This window comes from Testudinibacter aquarius (assembly GCF_004342725.1).
Taxonomy (GTDB): Bacteria; Pseudomonadota; Gammaproteobacteria; order Enterobacterales; family Pasteurellaceae; genus Chelonobacter; species Chelonobacter aquarius.
On the sequence record NZ_SMCP01000009.1, the window covers coordinates 69,399 to 87,718 of the forward strand.

The following is an 18,320-nucleotide window of genomic DNA, read 5'->3' on the forward strand; positions in this document are numbered from 1 at the left end:
AATAAAACGATTTGTGTCGGCAAGCAACTGTTATCTCGACAAATCGCTACGCTTGCTTTGTACGGCAAATTGACGGATGATAAAAAAGGAGTGGGTTTTACCGTTATCCAACGCTTGGAGCAGCTTGGGATCGATTCATTTGAATAGCTTGCCAAAGAGCGGTCTGAAGAAATTTGCCGCCAAGTTGCCGAAGCCCTTGGCAGCCGTTGTTGGAAAAACAGTCCTCAGGCAAAAGCGGCGATTGAAGCCGCAATTGCTTTAGCAAAGCACAAAAGTTAATTAGTGCCGCCGACCGTGATTTGTTCGATTTTTAACGCCGGTTGCCCAACACCGACCGGCACGCTTTGCCCCTCTTTGCCACAAACACCGATGCCCGGATCAAGCTCAGATTCGTCGGCAACCATCGACACATTTTGCATCACTTCAATTCCACTGCCGATCAGGGTTGCACCAACCACCGGTTTGGTGATTTTGCCTTTTTCAATCAAATAGGCTTCCGCAGCAGAAAAGACGAACTTGCCGGAGGTGATATCCACTTGTCCACCGCCAAAGTGCGGTGCGTAGATGCCTTGCTCCACTGATGCGATCAAATCTTCAAATTTACTTTGCCCTGCCAGCATATAGGTGTTGGTCATGCGTGGCATCGGCAAATGGGCGTAAGATTCGCGCCGTCCGTTACCGGTTGGTGCCACGCCCATCAAACGAGCGTTCATTTTATCCTGCATATAGTTGCGCAAAATACCATTTTCGATTAATACGTTACGCTGAGTCGGCACCCCTTCGTCATCAATAGTCAAAGAACCACGACGATCCGCCAATGTGCCGTCATCAACAATCGTACACAGCGGCGAAGTCACTAATTCACCGATTTTCCCACTGAACAGTGAGGATTTTTTGCGATTGAAATCGCCTTCCAAACCATGCCCCACGGCTTCATGCAACAATACGCCCGGCCAGCCTGCACCCAGCACCACCGGCATCATTCCTGCTGGTGCTTGCACCGCATTGAGCTTCACCAGCGCCTGACGAACCGCTTCTTTGGTAAACCATACTGCTCGGCTAACGCCTTGATGGTCTTGTAAAAACCATTCTAGTGAAAAACGACCGCCACCGCCGGCACTGCCACTTTCACGTTTGCCCTGCTGCTCAACCAAGACCGACACCGAAAGCCGCACCAAAGGGCGGATATCTGCCGCCAACGTACCGTCTGTCGCCGCCACTAAAACTTCTTCATAGATCGCATTTAAGCTGGCAGAAACTTGAATAACACGCGAATCTTCAGCGCGTGCGGTTTGATTGACCAAATGCAGCAGCTCGATCTTTTTTTCACGGCTTAAACTGTGCAGCGGGTCAAGTGCGGTATAGCGCATCGGTGCGCTGACCGAATGCAGGGCAATCGGCTTGATCAGCGAACTGCTAGCCTGTGCGATGCCTTTTGTCGCCTCGATACATTGCACCACTTGTGGCGCACTGATCTGATCGGCATAAGCAAAACCGGTTTTCTCACCGCTGACCGCTCTGACACCAACGCCTCGATCAATATGAAAACCGCCCTCTTTGATAATGCCGTCTTCCAATGACCAGCTTTCCTCAATCGAAGACTGAAAATAGAGATCCGCATAATCAATTTGCCGACTGGAAAAATGATCCAATAAATTCGCCAACTGAGTAATAGAAAGTTGACTTGGTTCTAATAGGGACGCTGAAACTTTACTTAGCATAATTTCTCTTTATTTTTATTAGGGTCGGTTGATGTTTGTCTACATGATGACAACATCAAATTGTTCTTGATTGTAAAACACTTCGGTTTTCACCTGCACCTGTTTACCGATAAACACTTCCAGCTCAGCCAAAATCCCGTGCGCCTCTTCGTTGATCAAGTAATCCGCCACCGCTCTTGAGGCATACACCAAAAATTGCTCACTGTCGTATTGATGGTGGATTCGCACAATTTCACGCACAATTTCATAACTGACGGTTTCCACCGTTTTCAGACTGCCACGCCCTTTGCAAGCCGGACATTCGGTGCACAGCACATGCTCCAAACTTTCACGGGTGCGTTTGCGGGTCATCTCCACCAAGCCCAGTTGGGTGAAACCGTTGACGCTGGTCTTAACTCGATCTCGCGACAGTGCTTCGTTCAACGACTGCAACACCCGCTCGCGGTGCTCTTCGCTTTGCATATCAATAAAATCAATAATGATGATGCCGCCCAGATTGCGCAGTTGCAACTGTTGTGCAATGGTTTGGGTCGCTTCAACATTGGTATTAAAAATTGTCTCTTCCAAATTACGATGGCCGACAAAACCACCGGTATTGATATCAATCGTGGTCATGGCTTCGGTTTGTTCGATAATCAAATAGCCGCCGGATTTTAAATTCACACGCTTTTCCAGCGCACGCTGAATCGCATTTTCTACGCCGTACAAATCAAACAACGGCGGATTACCGGTATACAGCGACAGACGCCCGGTGAGTTCCGGCATAAACTCTTGGCTAAACGTTTCCACTTCTTGAAAGGTCAATTTCGAGTCAATTCGAATCAAATCAATTTGCGTACCGACAAAATCACGCAGCACGCGCTGTGCCAGTGCCAGTTCGCCGTAAAGCATTGAGCGAGTAGGATATTTCCCTTTGCGCTCCATCACTTTACGCCATAGCCGTTTCAAAAATTGCGCATCCTGTTTCAACTCCTCTTCCGAACAACCTTCGGAAGCGGTTCGCACGATGAAACCGCCCAATTCATCGCAATAATCAGTGACCAACTGTTTTAAGCGCAACCGCTCTTCTTCACTTTCAATCCGTTGCGATACGCCAACATGACTATTTTCCGGCATAAATACCAAATAGCGTGACGGCAAAGTAATATCTGTGGTTAAGCGTGCACCTTTGGTTCCAAGCGGATCTTTCACCACTTGCACGATAATATCCTGGCCTTCACGCACCAACTCACCAATATCTTTGACTACAAACTGCTTCTTTTCGGATTCATCCACACATTCGGTGTGCGAAACAATATCGGAAGCGTGCAAAAATGCTGCCTTTTCCAAACCAATATCAACAAAAGCCGATTGCATACCGGGCAATACCCGCATCACTCGCCCTTTATAAATATTGCCGACCAATCCTCGCTTGGCTTCGCGCTCAATGTGCACTTCTTTCAGTACACCGGTGTCGAGCAACGCAATTCGAGTTTCGTTCGGCGTTACATTCACCAATAGCTCTACACTTGATGTCATACAATTCATACTTCTTCTTAAAATGAGTGGCTTATATTCTAGCTTAAAACCGCACTTGGCAAAAATGAGATTTCGATTATTTTAGAGTCTGTTGCTTTTTGTTTATAATTTGAGCTACAACCCTAGCAAACACAAAAAACCCGGACTTAAGCCGGGTTGTCATCTGTTTCAAATCGCTCGGGAACTGCCATCAGGCTTCAGTTTCGCTGTCAGAAAAACGCTCGATTCTGGCACCCAGTCCACGCAATTTCTCTTCAATGTGTTCATAGCCGCGATCAATATGATAAATGCGATCAACGATAGTTTCGCCGTTGGCAATACAGCCCGCCAACACCAAGCTGGCAGAAGCGCGTAAATCAGTTGCCATTACTTCGGTACCGTTTAAATTGCGCACACCGTAACAAATAGCGGTATTACCTTCAATATCGGCTTTTGCCCCCATGCGTATCAGTTCAGGAATGTGCATAAAACGATTTTCAAAAATAGTTTCGGTGATAATTCCCGTACCTTCAGCCACCATGTTTAACAGGGTAAATTGTGCCTGCATATCCGTCGGAAAGCCCGGATGTGGTGCAGTACGTACGTTGACCGAGCGTGGGCGATAGCCCAACATGTCCAAGGTGATGGTGTCTTCAGTGATATCAATCTGGGCCCCGGCTTCGCGTAGTTTTTCAATCACCGCATCTAAAGTAGAAGCACGAGTACCACGACAAACAATACGCCCGCCAGAAATTGCTGCAGCAACCAAGAACGTGCCGGTCTCAATCCGATCCGGAATGACATGGTGCTCGCCACCGCCCAAATGTTCAACGCCTTCTACGGTAATCATATCAGTCCCTGCACCGGTGATTTTCGCGCCTAATTTATTCAAGAAATAAGCCGTGTCAGAAATTTCCGGTTCGCGTGCGGCATTTTCAATAATCGTTGTGCCTTTTGCCAAAGTCGCCGCCATCATCACAGACAAGGTTGCACCGACACTGATTTTATCCATCACGATGTTGGCACCTTTCAAACGTCCATCAACAAAAGCTTTAACATAGCCGTCTTCCAATTTAATTTTCGCCCCCAGTTTTTCCAAACCGGAAATATGCAGATCAACCGGACGAGCGCCGATGGAACAACCACCCGGCAACGAAACCTGCCCTTGGCAGAAACGTGCCACGAGCGGCGCCAACGCCCAAATAGAAGCACGCATGGTTTTTACCAACTCATAAGGAGTGACAAAATTATCAATATTGGAAGCATCCAGATAAACCGTATTTTTGTCTTTTCGCTCAACCGTCACCCCTAATTGGCTTAAAATTTTCAGGGTGGTAGTAACATCTTTCAAATCGGGGACGTTGGTCAGTGTAACCGGTTCCTCTGCTAAAATTGCGGCGAACAGAATCGGCAAGGCCGCGTTTTTAGCGCCTGAAATATCAACACTGCCTTTTAAACAGGTTTTCCCGTAGATTCGAAACTTTTCCATTTTTTTTCCTTTATAATTGGATTCACAATTTGGCTTGATATTTGGCTTAGCAATAGGCTGGTCGATTAAAGACCATTTAATAAACGGGCTTTACGCCATTTTTCGACCGTAAAGGTTTTAATCGATAACGCATGAATTTCATTGGTCGCAATATACTGCATTAGCGGCGCATAAATCAATTGTTGCTGTTTGACTTTGCTCATCAAAGCAAATTCATCACTGACGGCGGTCACGCTGAAATGTGCATTTTCGCCATTGACATAAACCTCAGTCAAATCCAATTGTTCACGCAAAATATCTTCGATTGCTGCTGCATCCATGATGTTGTTATCCCTTGTATCCCTTTGATTACGGTTGTATAAACGCTTTTAACCACTGATCTAAATCGTATAGCTCGGCAAAATCCAGTACCAAGTGCGGTACATCAACCAATTTTACCTCGCCAAGCTTAGAATAGCGGTGAAGAATTTCACATATTAACACAAAACCGGCAGAATCCACTGTCCCAAGTTGATTTAACTTAATCTCAAGACAAGATTTTTGAGTCTGAAACAAGGAAGCGCGCTGCTGCCACAACGGCAACAGCGTGCTTCGCGTCAAATCTCCCGCCAGTTGCAAACAGTACGCGTTTTCGCTACTGTTTATCTGCCACTTGAACGTCAATCAACCCACCTTATTTTTCAAGTTTAATCGGAATAGCCGCACTTTTTTGGATTTGAGCGGTTAGTTCATCAATCCCTTTTTGGCGCAGAATATTGCTCCACTCGTTTTTCTTGGTTTCAACCATGCTGACGCCTTCCGCCGCCATGTCATAGGCTTGCCATGCACCGGTACGGGTATTTTTACGCCATTTAAAATCCAATTTAATCGGCGCTGCGCCATTGGTTTGGATAATATTCACCCGAATGCTGACAATATTTTGATCACCAATCGGTTTCTCTCTTTCAATCTCAATATTTTGATTGTTATACATGGTCAACACTTGAGCGTAGGATTGCTCAATAAAGTTAGAAAATGCACTAAAAAACTGCTCTCGCTGCGCCGGTGTCGTGCTTTTGAAATACTGTCCCAATACCAAAGACCCGGCATAATTCACATGCACATACGGCATTAATTCTAGTTTGACAATCGTGCGCATATAGTCTGGATTTTGCTTAATTTTGCTTTGATTGGCACTGATTGAGGCAAACAGTTTATCCGATGCCTGCTGCATCAATTGATACGGGTTATCGGCAGCTACCGCTTGCATTGCGCCAAACAGCGACATCACGGCAACCATCACAACCGCACATTTTTTAAACATTTTCTTCAACATGACTTTCTCCTGTTCAATTAATCCGAAAACTATTCTGTTTTATCGGTTTTCTCTGTTTTTTCACCGTCTTTCTTGTCACCATACAAGAATTGACCGATTAAATCTTCTAATACCATGGCTGAGGTCGTATCATGAATCGTATCTCCCTCTTTCAGCATGGCAATTTCACCATCATCAAAACCAATATTCAGCGCGATATATTGCTCCCCTAGAAGTCCTGAGGTTTTTATCGACAGCGAGCTGGTTTCCGGAATATGGTTATATTCCTGATCAATACTCAAACTGACTTTAGGCAAATAACTGGTCGGATCTAAGCTGATTGCATTGACGCGTCCGATTACTACACCGCCGGTTTTGACTGGCGCCCGCACTTTAAGACCGCCGATATTATTAAAAGTTGCGTGCAGATTATAACTTTTACTTTGATGAAATCCCTGCACATTTGCCACTTTCAAGCCTAAAAAAACCAGTGCGGCGATTGCCAATAGCAGGAACAACCCGACCCAGAACTCATATTTAATGGTTTGACGCATTCTTTTTTCCTTTATTACTTTTATCTCTTACGATGACGTATCGCACGGTTAATTGCCGCCGAACATCATTGCGGTTAAAACAAAATCCAGTGCCAGCACAGCTAATGAGGCGTGCACCACGGTTTTGGTGGTAGCACGGCTGATCCCTTCTGAAGTCGGGCGCGCATCGTAACCGTTAAACAGCGCAATCCACACCACTGCAACCGCAAAAACCGCACTTTTGATCATGCCGTTTAAAATATCGGTTTGCCAACTGACCGAATTTTGCATCACCGACCAGAAACTACCGCCATCAACCCCTTTCCAGTCCACCCCGACCAGTGAGCCGCCCCAAATGCCGATGGCTACAAAAATAATCGTTAGCAGCGGCATCGAGATAATCCCCGCCCAAAAACGGGGTGAAATCACTCGCCGTAGCGGATCGACCGCCATCATTTCCAAACTGGAAAGCTGCTCTGTCGCTTTCATCAAGCCAATTTCAGCGGTCAACGCTGAGCCTGCGCGCCCGGCAAATAAAAGTGCGGTCACCACCGGGCCCAATTCACGCAACAATGAAAGTGCCACCAATTGTCCCAAACTACTTTCTGCCGCAAATCCCACCAACACCACATAGCCTTGCAAGCCTAACACCATGCCGATAAACAGCCCGGACAGCAAAATAATCAACAGTGACTGCACTCCAAGCACATACAGTTGCTTAACCAACAGTGGAAAATATTTTTTTGGCTGTGGCACGCCGACCAACGCGCCATAAAGCATAAAACCGGCGCGCCCAAGCGTTCTGAAAAAACCAATAGTACCGGCGCCTAATCTGGAAATAGCGGAAATGATCATACAAATAACTCATCAATATAGTGTTGTGCCGGATAATGGAATTGCACCGGCCCATCTTCGTTACCGGACAGAAATTGAATCACGCGCGGATCCGCACTTTGTTGCAATTGCGCTGCGGTTCCTTCGGCAATCACGGTTTGATCAGCCACAATATAAGCATAATCAGCTATGCTCAACACCTCTTTCACATCGTGCGACACCACAATGGAGGTAAGATGCAGGGTTTTATTCAAGCGTTTGATCAAACTCACGATTACCCCCATGCTGATAGGATCTTGCCCGGTGAAAGGCTCGTCATACATCACCAAATCCGGATCGAGCGCCACCGCTCTTGCCAACGCCACACGCCGCGCCATACCACCGGAAAGTTCGGACGGCATCAAATCAGCCGCACCGCGCAATCCGACCGCTTCTAATTTCATCAGCGTTAATTGACGGATCATCTCTTCCGGCAGATTACTATGCTCGCGCAGCGGAAAAGCCACGTTATCAAAGGTAGAAATATCCGTAAACAGTGCGCCGGATTGAAACAGCATTCCCATTCTTTTACGAATTTGATACAACTTGGCATTCGACAGGCGAGTGATATCGCTGCCGTCAAATAAAATTTCGCCGGAATCAGGAAACAATTGACCACCGATCAGTTTCAACAGCGTCGTCTTACCGATTCCCGAAGGCCCCATAATCGCGGTAATTTTACCGGTTTCGACTTTTAAATTCAGCCCTTGATAGATTGTGCGCGAACCTCGTTTGAACACCAGATCCTTCACTTCAACCAAATATTTATTCATTTTATGCCTTGCTTTTATCACGGATACCTAACGGTAATTAGGCGAAATCTTGTATGAAATTAATAACAATGTCAAATATTCCCCCGATTTTTGGTTAGGATTAGGGTCTGTTGACCTTTATCTTCAGACGCTTTTCAATCTGAGAAGAATTTATGTTAGAATCCAAAATTATTAATCTTTTTAAACTATACGCTAGGAAAACCGATGACTTCTCGTTGGAATATCGTTTTAGTGGTGATCGCACTGGCGTTGCTTGCTTGGTATTATTCGTTAAACCAGCAAGATAACGTCGATTTGGCTGCCCGTATTCAAAACAGCGGCAGCCCTGATTATATCGCCAATCAGATGGAAACCACCCTTTATTCACTGGACGGGCGCAAACAATATGTTGCAACTGCCGATGAAGTGGAATATTTCCAAACTCAAGGGGATACACTGTTCAAAGCACCGGTCGTTTATTTATTCGAGGCCTCCAAAAATAGCGATAATCTGGTGCGTAGCTGGCGTTTGAGTGCGGATCAAGCCAAGATCAGCAAAGACAAGATACTCTATTTAAACGACAATGTTTCAATTCAAAGCTTGTTGCCGGAAAGCAAAATTCACAGTTTGCAAACCTCAAGTGCGGTCGTCAATTTAACGACACAAGATATAACATCTGATACAATGGTCAGCGTGGTCGGTCAAAGTTTTACCACCACCGGCAAAAGCCTGAGCGGGAATCTTCGTCAGCAGATCGCAACGTTAAAAGAACAGGTGCAAACTCACTATGAGATTCAACAAAATGAAAACAAAAATAATTAAATCACTAACATTAGTCAGCGCGCTGTTACTCTCTTTTTCAGCTTCGGCATTGAAAGATGACAGCCAGCAACCTATTAATATAACGTCTGATAACCAATCATTAGATTTGGAAAATAATATTGTAACCTTTACCGATAATGTGGTGATCACCCAAGGCTCGATTTTGATCAACGCCCGTCAAGTGACCATCACCCGCCCGAACAATGGCGGAGGTGGTAAAGAGAAAATCGAGGCAAACGGCAGTCCTGTGACTTTCCAGCAACAACTGGATAACGGCAAAATGATCAACGGGCGAGCCAACAAAGTCAATTACGATCTTGGCAGCCAATATTTAGTGTTGACCGGCAATGCCCAATTAAAACAATTAGACAGCCAAATTGATGCCGAAGTGATCACCTATGATGTGCAACAGCAAAAAATGATCGCCAAAAACAGCGGCAAAGGCCGAGTGAAAACGATTTTATATCCGTCACAATTACAACAAAAATAATAGGTTAACTTTTTATGTCTATTCTTTCGGCACAAAATCTGGCGAAATCCTATAAGGGACGCCAAGTTGTCCATGATGTCAGCTTGACCGTCAATTCCGGCGAAATCGTCGGCTTGCTCGGCCCGAATGGCGCCGGCAAAACCACCACCTTTTATATGGTCGTCGGCTTAGTCAAAAACGACCACGGATCGATTAAGATCGACGATTTGGATATTACCCTATTGCCGATGCATAACCGCGCACAACAAGGCATTGGCTATCTGCCGCAAGAAGCCTCAATTTTCCGTCGTTTAAGTGTTTATGACAATTTAATGGCGGTGTTGGAAATTCGCAAAGATTTAACCCAAAAACAACGCAAACAACGGGCGGAAGAGCTGATCGATGAATTTCATATCGATCATATCCGCAATAACTCAGGACAATCATTGTCTGGTGGCGAACGTCGTCGGGTCGAAATTGCCCGTGCGCTGGCAGTCAATCCGAAATTTATTCTGTTAGACGAACCTTTTGCCGGTGTTGACCCAATTTCGGTGATTGACATCAAAAAAATTATTTTACATCTTAAAGAGCGGGGCTTGGGTGTGTTGATCACCGATCATAACGTGCGCGAAACACTGGATGTTTGCGAACGGGCATATATCGTCAGTGCCGGCAACATGATTGCCACTGGCAGCCCACAGGATATTTTGCAAAATGAAGATGTAAAACGCGTTTACTTGGGCGATCAATTCAAACTATAGCCTCGGTTAACCTCAACCAAGAGAGATTGTAAGATGAAATTTACCCATTTGCTCAGCCCTGACAATATTCGTCATGGTGTTATGGCATCAAGTAAAAAACGTATCCTCGAAATACTCAGCGAAATCATTGGTGCTGAAACCGAAGAAGATACCCAAATCTGCTTTGAGCATTTATGCGAACGGGAAAAAGTCGGTTGCACCGCACTTGGTGGTGGAATTGCGCTGCCGCGCGCCAAATTGTCGCAAGGAGAAAAACCGATTGCAGTTTTTCTACAACTCACCACACCTATTGACTACAAAGCACCGGATAATCGTGAGGTCGATCTGCTACTGGCGCTGTTTATTCCCATCGGTTTATGTCAACAGTTTGCCCCATGTTTGCCGGAAATTGCCAAAAAATTAACGAATAAAACATTGGCAAAACAGCTGCGTGCCGCTAAAAGCAAAGAGGAGATCTGGGACATTTTCTGCAAGTTGGATCAGCATAGTGAAGATGAATCTGTCGCCGTCAGCGCCAGTTGATCACAACATTACTGATCACCCGGATTATAGGAGACTAGGCAACATGGAACTTATTATTATCAGCGGACGCTCTGGCTCCGGCAAATCAGTTGCCCTGCGTGCACTGGAAGACATCGGTTATTATTGTATTGATAACCTTCCGTTGGCGCTATTCAGCCAGTCGATTGATATTCTGAAAAATAACCAAGAATCCGTTGCTATCAGTCTGGATATTCGTAATATTCCCGAGTCGCCGATGCTATTAGAGCAAGTATTGCAGCAACTGCCGTCTGATATCAAGGTCAAAACTATTTTCTTAGATTGTGAACCCAGTACTCTGATTCGGCGTTACAGCGACAGCCGCCGCCTACACCCGCTTTCGGTAAAAAATATCACCCTTGAAGCAGCAATAGAGATCGAGCGCGAAATGTTGGAGCCGCTGTTTCAACACGCCGATTTAATTCTGGATACCACGCAGATTTCTACCCATGAGCTGGCGGAAAAACTGCGCCAATTTCTACGTGGTAAATCCAATAAAGAGCTGAACATCGTATTTGAATCATTTGGATTCAAATATGGCATTCCTCTGGATGCCGATTATGTGTTCGATGTACGTTTTTTGCCAAACCCACACTGGGAGCCGCAACTGCGCCCGATGACTGGGCTGGAAGAGCCGGTGATCGACTTTTTAAATCGGCAAAACGATGTGCATAATTTTATTTATACTACCCGCAACTATATTGAAACGTGGCTACCGCTGTTGGAAAAAAACAACCGCAGCTACCTGACGATTGCTATCGGTTGTACTGGCGGCAAGCACCGCTCAGTCTACATCGCTCAACAGCTAGGGGAGTATTTTCTAGGACGCGGCAAAAAAGTTCAGATTCAACATTCCTCACTCAGCAAACATAAATCTCAGTGATTTCTCCGCGAATGTGTAGCTCAGCCGGATAGAGCAATCCCCTCCTAAGGGATAGGTCGGCGGTTCGAATCCGCCCACGTTCGCCATGTTTTTTAGTTATGGAAAAAAATCCGAACTTAGAATCTCTTCTAATGTCCAGATTGGCTTACTTGGAAAATCTGAATCTGACATTGACGTTTCACGTGCGGCATCAAATATAGCAGACTCCCACGCCCACTCTAAGAACTCTTCTTTATTCATTGGATTTTTTAATGATGGAGAGTTTTTTATCAAACGTTCAATCGCTTTTCGCTGTTCTTTGATGGTCAATTCCCAACTTTTTCCGCGATGGCTCGGCTGATAGCCCCATTTGAGCAAATGGGCAATCAATATTCGAAATCGATTATTCAGCTGCGACAGTTCACTTCTCCCCATGCTTTCCATCTCCTCAATAAGATTTTCGATATCTAATTGATTGAGTGCCCCAGCTCTCAGTAATTCAGTCTGCTCTGTCACCCAGCCATAGAAATCTTCATTGTATACTTTACTCATATCTACCTCTCCTCTAGTAGTTATGCCAATATAATGCCCTTATTGTAGGACTTTGGTCAAGTAGCTAGCCAACACCAATCTATCACTTGCTGATCCCATTTTTAGTTTTTAGCAAAAATTAACTGGCAATTTGATTTAGAGCGGTTTTTAGCAGAATTGCACTCTCTTTTTTATAACACTCCTGATAAAATACGCGCCATCTAGTTTGGTGGTTTATCATTGTGTAAACCATCGGAATCTGATGACAGAACGATTCCCTTTTTAACAGGGAATAATTATTTCTTATTTATAATTAAAGTAATGGAGCAGTTATGTTTCTATTTCAATTTGCTATAGTTTTACTATGTATTTTGATTGGTGCCCGACTTGGCGGCATCGGCTTGGGAGTTATGGGGGGTTTAGGACTTGCCATTTTAGCATTTGGATTCAATTTACAACCAACCAGCCCGCCGATCGACGTGATGTTGATGATTATGGCAGTGGTGTCTGCCGCTGCTGCCATGCAGGCAGCTGGTGGTTTGAACTATATGATTCAAATTGCAACTCGTATCTTGCGTAAAAATCCAAAATACATCACCTTTATTGCCCCGGCAGTAACTTACACCTTTACCGTATTAGCGGGAACCGGTCATGTTGCCTATTCGGTGCTGCCAGTGATTGCGGAAGTCAGTCGTTACAACGGTGTACGCCCTTCACGTCCACTTTCAATGGCGGTTATCGCCTCACAATTTGCTATTGTTGCCAGCCCGATTGCGGCAGCGGTAGTTGCTTGTGTCGCCTATCTTGAGCCACAGGGGATAACACTGACTAATGTCCTAAGTGTCACCGTTCCATCGACTATTTTAGGGATTGGGCTGGCATGTCTGTTTGTCAACAAAATGGGCAAAGAGCTGAAAGATGATCCGCACTATCAACGCTTACTACAAGATCCTGAATATGCTGAAAAAAATGCAACCAGCTTAGATGTTGAGCATATGCCAATCAGCAAAAATGCGGTTCGTTCAGTCGGCTTGTTCCTGTTTGGTGCCTTGTTAGTTGTTGTTATGGGCGCATTCCCGGATTTGCGACCGCACTTTGACGGCAAAGCGATGGGTATGGCGCACACCATTGAAATTATCATGCTGACCATTGCGGCTTTGATTATTTTGATCTGTAAACCGGACGGCAACCAAATCACGCAAGGCTCGGTGTTCCATGCCGGTATGCGGGCAATCGTTGCGATTTTCGGGATTGCTTGGTTAGGCGACACCTTGATGGGCGCTCACATGACCGAAGTAAAAGAGATGGTTTCCGGTTTGGTGGAATTTGCTCCGTGGACCTTTGCGTTTGCGCTGTTTGCGTTGTCGGTGTTGGTCAACAGCCAAGGTGCGACAACCGCAGTATTAGTACCGCTAGGGATCTCATTAGGCTTGCCTGCGCCAGTGATTATCGCCACATTCGTTGCGGTAAACGGTTATTTCTTTATTCCTAACTACGGCCCGATTATTGCCTCAATCGACTTCGATACCACGGGTACTACTCGAATCGGTAAATACATTTTTAACCATAGTTTTATGATTCCGGGCTTACTCAGTTTGATTTTCAGTTTGATCTTCGGCTTTATTTTCGCCGGTATTTTCTTGGGTTAATCTGAACAGTTGAGATAAAAATAAAGAGATAGACCGCACTTTGCGCTATCTCTTTTATTTTTTCATTATTCAAGTATCTTTTGTGCAATGGCAATCAACGGTTTGCAATCCATTTTTTCAACGCCGTCACACTACTACGCCACTCTTCTTGTATCACCTCAATCCAAACGGCAATCTCCTCTTCCCATTGGGGCGAATCCTGATGTTGTGCCAGCTCGGCAATATCACGAATACGGTTTATGCCCAATGAAGCGGCAGCGCCTTTGATTTTATGTGCATCTTCCGCAACCGCAGTTTTCAAAGTGCGGTCTTGCTGATAAGCTTGGTAGTGTTGAGTCAGTTCTTCAATATAACCAGGCATCAATTGCTCAAACAATAGCGCACTTTTCATCACATTCTCTTTTCCCATCAGCTCGATCAACTCATCTAACATCGGATAGTCAAACGCCATCACCGCACTTTGCTGTTGCGTTTTAACCTCGGCTGGCAACGCCTCTTCAATATCCTCCCCAATACTGACTGACTCCAGCGGTTGCTCCTCGCCAAACAGCTGTTTTAGTGTTAAATTCAGCGCTTCCAGCGATAGCGGTTTTGATAATACATCGTCCATTCCTTGCTGCAAATAGTGACGCTTGTTATTCAGCACATTCGCCGTCAGCGCCACCAGCGGCGGTAAATAATCAATTTCATCATTTTCGTACTGCTGACGCAGTGTCATCGCAATATCAAAACCGGACATATCCGGCAATTGGATGTCTAGTAATAATAAATCATATTGATTTTGATAGAATTTTTTCAGCGCTTCTGCGCCAGTCATCGCAATATCAACATGATAGCCCAATTTTTCCAGAATCGATTTGGCAACGATGATATTCACTTCAATATCTTCTACTAATAAAATATTCAACGCACCGATGCTCGGCGCCATGCTGATATCCACTGCTTTTTCAATTTCCGGTGCGGCAATGTCGAGCGTAAATGTTGTACCGATATTCTCCTCACTTTCGACCGATAAGTTACCGTGCATCAACGAGGCAATTTTTTTGGATACCGACAAACCAATGCCACTACCCAGCGCCCGCATATTGTCCTTCGATTTCACCTGATAATACATCGTGAAAATATTATTCAATTCGGCTTGCGGAATGCCAATGCCGCTGTCACTGATTTGAAACACCAGCCGATCCTGTCCGGACTTTGCCACCGTCAATCTGACCCAACCTTTCGGGGTAAATTTGACCGCATTACTAATCAAATTCCACAGCACTTGATTTAATCGAATCGGGTCAACCTGAATCCAGTCCGGTAATCTATTTTTGAGCAACATCTCAAATTTAAGATTTTTCTGTGCTGCCATCACCGAGGCAATATTGTTAATGTCATTCAATAAATTATTAAAATCACAAGCTTTATTAAACAGTTCTATGCGATGGGTTTCAATTTTCTCTAAATCAACCAAATCATTAAAAATATGCCCGAGTGATACCGCACTGACTTTAATCGTTTGCAGGTAATTGCGTTGTTGTTCATCCAAATTGCCATCCAAGAGAATACGGCTCAAACCGATGATACCATTAAGTGGGGTTTTCAGTTCATGACTGATGGTTGTCATCATATTGGTTTTATCGCGACTGCTTTTCTCAATCATCTCTTGATAGCTGGTGCGCTCAGTAATATCGCGCCCAAAACCGATGATAATATTTTGCTTACTGACTTTATCGTAATACGGAACTTTCAAAATTTCAAAACAGGCAGCTCGCCCATCCGGATAATATAACCATTGTTCATAACTGAGCCCTTTTTTTTCTTTGCTCACCTGTATATCGGATTCAATTGCTTTTTTAGCCGAACGTTCGCTATATACATCAAAAGGGGTCAATAATTTCAGCTCTTCTGATTTTTTACCGGTCAATTTTTCCACCGCTTTATTCGCGCCAAGAAAACGGTGATCTTCGCCACGATAGAACACTAGATCCGGTGACGCATCAAAAAATGAACGTAATAAATGGGCACTTTGTTCCAATTCCAATTGAATCCGCCGCCGTTCTCGTACTTCTTGTTCAAGATGTAACAACGCCGAAGTCAGCTCCTGCTCCGCCTTTGCCCTTTCATCAATTTCACGGCTCAGCAACAGGTTTTTTTTATTCATTTCTTGGTTAAGTTGGTAATCTTGCATACGCAGTGTTTTCAACTGCGCTAAGGTTTTTTCTGATCCTTGCCGCGCTAATTCCAGTTTTTCGATCACTACAGAAAAAAAATAAATCACAAACGGTGCCGAGCATAAGCCAAAGATAACCGAACGCCAGATGTCGCCCCACTTTAAATCACCAGTAAACAACAGGGTGCTGCCGGCCTGAATAATCAGGGCATATACCCCTAAAATCAATAATCCCAGCAAAGAAAACCGAATCTTGCCAATCCGGATAATCCAATCAATATAATTCTGTAGGTAGGTTTTAACATTTTTCATGATATTTGATTAAGTTTTTCCTCAACAATAGAAGCGATATCAAGATAAAATAAATCCCTTAAATAAGGGATTAAAGATTGTTGACAACGATATTTGAGCAGGCAGGTATTCCGCACAGCTAATTAGCTCACCGCGTTAATAAAGTCAACGCTTCTTGATATTTATCCACCGTTTTTTGAATAATCTCTGCTGGAACGCTCGGCGCCGGTGCTTGTTTATTCCACCCACTTTGCTCCAGCCAATCACGAATAAATTGTTTATCAAATGACGGCGGATTAGTGCCTTCTTGATAGTTTTCTACCGCCCAAAAGCGACTGGAATCCGGCGTCAGCACTTCGTCCATCAAAGTCAAAACACCCTCTTTATCCAAGCCAAATTCAAATTTGGTATCACAGATAATAATGCCTTTACTCAGCGCATATTCTGCCGCCTGTTGATATAGAGTAATCGCTTTTTGTTTTACTTCTGCCGCCAAATCCACACCGATGAGTTGTTCGCACTCTTGATAACTGATATTGATATCGTGATCGCCCACCTCAGCTTTGCTTGATGGGGTGAAAATCGGTTCTGGTAACTTGCTGGCTTCCTGCAAGCCCGGAGGTAATACCAAACCACAAATGGTGCCAGTTTGGCGGTAATCTTTTAAGCCGCTACCGGTTAAATAGCCACGCACAATCGACTCAATTTTGATTGGGGTCAGCCGTTTGCAAACCACTGCACGGTCTTTAATTAAGTCAGCTTCCGCTTTTGGTAACACATCATAAACCGTTTCTCCGGTAAAATGATTCGGCATAATATTTGCCAACTGTTTAAACCAAAAGTTAGAAATTTGTGTCAGAATTTCCCCTTTGCCGGGGATAGGATCGTCCAGAATGACATCGAACGCTGATAAGCGATCGGTCGCCACCATCAACATTCTATCGTTATCAATTGCATAAAGATCACGCACTTTGCCTGAATAAATTTTATTTAAACTGATTTGTTGCATTGCCTTGTCCCGTTTAAGTTAACACCCGAATAGAATAGCCGTTTTATTGTAACGCACTTTAAACCGCACTTTGCATTTTTTAAACCATCAATATAAAAAAAGCCATATTTCCTAAAAAATATGGCTTTTAATACATCATTAAGGCTTAAATCATAATTTGAGCAGGAACCAAATACCCTTGCGGCACTTTTGCTTCCTGTTCAAAGGTGACAAATTCCCATGCGGTTTGGTCAGCCAACACCGCTCTCAGCAATTTATTGTTAAGCCCGTGCCCCGATTTATAGGCTTTGAAAGCACCGATGATATTATGGCTCGCCATATACAGATCGCCAATCGCATCCAACAACTTATGTCGAACCAATTCATCTTTAAAGCGCAGCCCATCTTCGTTCAAAATCCGGTAATCATCCAACACGATCGCATTATCTAGACTACCGCCTAGCGCTAAACCTTGGGCTTGCAGATATTCAATATCTTTCATAAAACCAAATGTCCGCGCCCGGCTGATTTGCTGGATAAACGCTTGGGTCGAAAAATCTAATTTATAGTTAGTGACATTGTTATCAATTGCCGGATGTTTAAAATCAATAGTGAAATCCAAATGAAAACCATGATAAGGTTTGAATTCAGCCCATTTATCGCCATCTTCGACCCGCACTGATTTTTTGATGCGGATAAATTTCTTGGCTGCAGCCTGCTCTTCAATACCGGTATCCAGCAACAAGTAGATAAACGGTGCCGCACTGCCGTCCATAATCGGAATTTCCGGCGCATCGACTTCAATAATAATGTTGTCAATTCCCAATGCCGCCAGCGCCGAGTTGATATGCTCGACCGTTGAAACACGCACACCGTCATCGTTCACCAAACAAGTACACAACATCGTGTCACGAATCGCATCGGCTTTTGCAACAAAGCTGACCGGTGGATTCAAGTCGGTACGACAATAGATCACGCCGGTATTCACTTCTGCCGGACGCATGGTCAACGTCACTTTTTTACCGCTGTGCAAGCCGATACCCGTGACTTTGACACTTTGTTTTAATGTTCTTTGTTTAATCATAAACTC

Annotated in this window: 19 protein-coding genes and 1 tRNA gene; 7 read left to right on the top strand and 13 right to left on the bottom strand. The window is 44.6% G+C overall.

Annotated elements, in window-relative coordinates; all coding sequences use genetic code 11:
- Positions 1-275: 275 nt before the first annotated feature.
- The 9 genes from tldD to EDC16_RS09740 form a co-directional block, all read right to left on the bottom strand.
- The gene (tldD, locus tag EDC16_RS09700) at positions 276-1,721 is read right to left on the bottom strand and encodes a metalloprotease TldD (RefSeq protein WP_132967659.1); all 1,446 of its coding nucleotides are present in this window, start codon (positions 1,719-1,721) and stop codon (positions 276-278) included.
- A 39-nt stretch (positions 1,722-1,760) separates the two neighbouring features.
- Entirely contained in the window at positions 1,761-3,239 is a 1,479-nt protein-coding gene (rng, locus tag EDC16_RS09705; RefSeq protein WP_132967660.1) for a ribonuclease G, read from the bottom strand.
- A 190-nt stretch (positions 3,240-3,429) separates the two neighbouring features.
- On the bottom strand, positions 3,430-4,707 hold the full coding sequence (gene murA, locus EDC16_RS09710) for a UDP-N-acetylglucosamine 1-carboxyvinyltransferase (RefSeq protein WP_132967661.1): 1,278 nt from the start codon (positions 4,705-4,707) through the stop codon (positions 3,430-3,432).
- A gap of 65 nt (positions 4,708-4,772) precedes the next feature.
- Positions 4,773-5,027 (bottom strand): BolA family protein, encoded by a 255-nt coding sequence (locus tag EDC16_RS09715; protein WP_132967662.1) that lies wholly within the window; start codon positions 5,025-5,027, stop codon positions 4,773-4,775.
- Between the two features lie 28 nt (positions 5,028-5,055).
- Complete coding sequence (locus EDC16_RS09720; RefSeq protein WP_132967663.1) at positions 5,056-5,370, bottom strand: STAS domain-containing protein; 315 nt, start codon at positions 5,368-5,370, stop codon at positions 5,056-5,058.
- A gap of 10 nt (positions 5,371-5,380) precedes the next feature.
- Positions 5,381-6,022: a phospholipid-binding protein MlaC gene (gene mlaC, locus EDC16_RS09725; protein WP_132967664.1), complete on the bottom strand. Its 642-nt coding sequence runs from the start codon at positions 6,020-6,022 to the stop codon at positions 5,381-5,383.
- A 29-nt stretch (positions 6,023-6,051) separates the two neighbouring features.
- Entirely contained in the window at positions 6,052-6,555 is a 504-nt protein-coding gene (gene mlaD, locus EDC16_RS09730; RefSeq protein ID WP_132967665.1) for an outer membrane lipid asymmetry maintenance protein MlaD, read from the bottom strand.
- A gap of 48 nt (positions 6,556-6,603) precedes the next feature.
- Positions 6,604-7,389, bottom strand: coding sequence for a lipid asymmetry maintenance ABC transporter permease subunit MlaE (gene mlaE, locus EDC16_RS09735; protein WP_132967666.1), 786 nt, complete (start codon positions 7,387-7,389; stop codon positions 6,604-6,606).
- A complete protein-coding gene (locus EDC16_RS09740) occupies positions 7,386-8,180 on the bottom strand; it encodes an ATP-binding cassette domain-containing protein (RefSeq protein WP_132967667.1) in 795 nt (264 codons plus the stop codon). The genes mlaE and EDC16_RS09740 overlap by 4 nt, the downstream gene beginning before the upstream one ends.
- A gap of 204 nt (positions 8,181-8,384) precedes the next feature.
- Between EDC16_RS09740 and lptC the strand changes: the two genes are divergently transcribed.
- From lptC to EDC16_RS09770, 6 genes are all read left to right on the top strand, one after another.
- A complete protein-coding gene (gene lptC, locus EDC16_RS09745; RefSeq protein WP_132967668.1) occupies positions 8,385-8,981 on the top strand; it encodes an LPS export ABC transporter periplasmic protein LptC in 597 nt (198 codons plus the stop codon).
- The gene (lptA, locus tag EDC16_RS09750) at positions 8,962-9,471 is read left to right on the top strand and encodes a lipopolysaccharide transport periplasmic protein LptA (protein WP_132967669.1); all 510 of its coding nucleotides are present in this window, start codon (positions 8,962-8,964) and stop codon (positions 9,469-9,471) included. Before lptC ends, lptA begins: the two co-directional genes overlap by 20 nt.
- 14 nt (positions 9,472-9,485) lie before the next feature.
- Complete coding sequence (lptB, locus tag EDC16_RS09755; protein ID WP_132967670.1) at positions 9,486-10,211, top strand: LPS export ABC transporter ATP-binding protein; 726 nt, start codon at positions 9,486-9,488, stop codon at positions 10,209-10,211.
- A gap of 33 nt (positions 10,212-10,244) precedes the next feature.
- Positions 10,245-10,733: a PTS IIA-like nitrogen regulatory protein PtsN gene (ptsN, locus tag EDC16_RS09760; RefSeq protein ID WP_132967671.1), complete on the top strand. Its 489-nt coding sequence runs from the start codon at positions 10,245-10,247 to the stop codon at positions 10,731-10,733.
- Positions 10,734-10,776: 43 nt separating this feature from the next.
- Positions 10,777-11,634, top strand: a complete 858-nt coding sequence (rapZ, locus tag EDC16_RS09765; RefSeq protein ID WP_132967672.1) for an RNase adapter RapZ — start codon at positions 10,777-10,779, stop codon at positions 11,632-11,634.
- Positions 11,635-11,643: 9 nt separating this feature from the next.
- Positions 11,644-11,720: transfer RNA gene (locus EDC16_RS09770), tRNA-Arg, on the top strand.
- 10 nt (positions 11,721-11,730) lie between these two features.
- Here the strand turns inward: EDC16_RS09770 and EDC16_RS09775 are convergent.
- Complete coding sequence (locus EDC16_RS09775) at positions 11,731-12,165, bottom strand: DUF29 domain-containing protein (RefSeq protein ID WP_132967673.1); 435 nt, start codon at positions 12,163-12,165, stop codon at positions 11,731-11,733.
- Between the two features lie 311 nt (positions 12,166-12,476).
- On the opposite strand from EDC16_RS09775, the gene EDC16_RS09780 reads away from it, so the two are divergent.
- The gene (locus tag EDC16_RS09780; protein ID WP_132967674.1) at positions 12,477-13,793 is read left to right on the top strand and encodes an anaerobic C4-dicarboxylate transporter; all 1,317 of its coding nucleotides are present in this window, start codon (positions 12,477-12,479) and stop codon (positions 13,791-13,793) included.
- A gap of 94 nt (positions 13,794-13,887) precedes the next feature.
- Here EDC16_RS09780 and arcB read toward each other — a convergent pair whose 3' ends face one another.
- The 3 genes from arcB to lpxC form a co-directional block, all read right to left on the bottom strand.
- Entirely contained in the window at positions 13,888-16,263 is a 2,376-nt protein-coding gene (arcB, locus tag EDC16_RS09785; RefSeq protein ID WP_132967675.1) for an aerobic respiration two-component sensor histidine kinase ArcB, read from the bottom strand.
- A 127-nt stretch (positions 16,264-16,390) separates the two neighbouring features.
- On the bottom strand, positions 16,391-17,251 hold the full coding sequence (locus tag EDC16_RS09790; RefSeq protein ID WP_132967676.1) for a phosphoribosylaminoimidazolesuccinocarboxamide synthase: 861 nt from the start codon (positions 17,249-17,251) through the stop codon (positions 16,391-16,393).
- A 145-nt stretch (positions 17,252-17,396) separates the two neighbouring features.
- Positions 17,397-18,314: a UDP-3-O-acyl-N-acetylglucosamine deacetylase gene (lpxC, locus tag EDC16_RS09795; RefSeq protein WP_132967677.1), complete on the bottom strand. Its 918-nt coding sequence runs from the start codon at positions 18,312-18,314 to the stop codon at positions 17,397-17,399.
- Between the last annotated feature and the right edge of the window lie 6 nt (positions 18,315-18,320).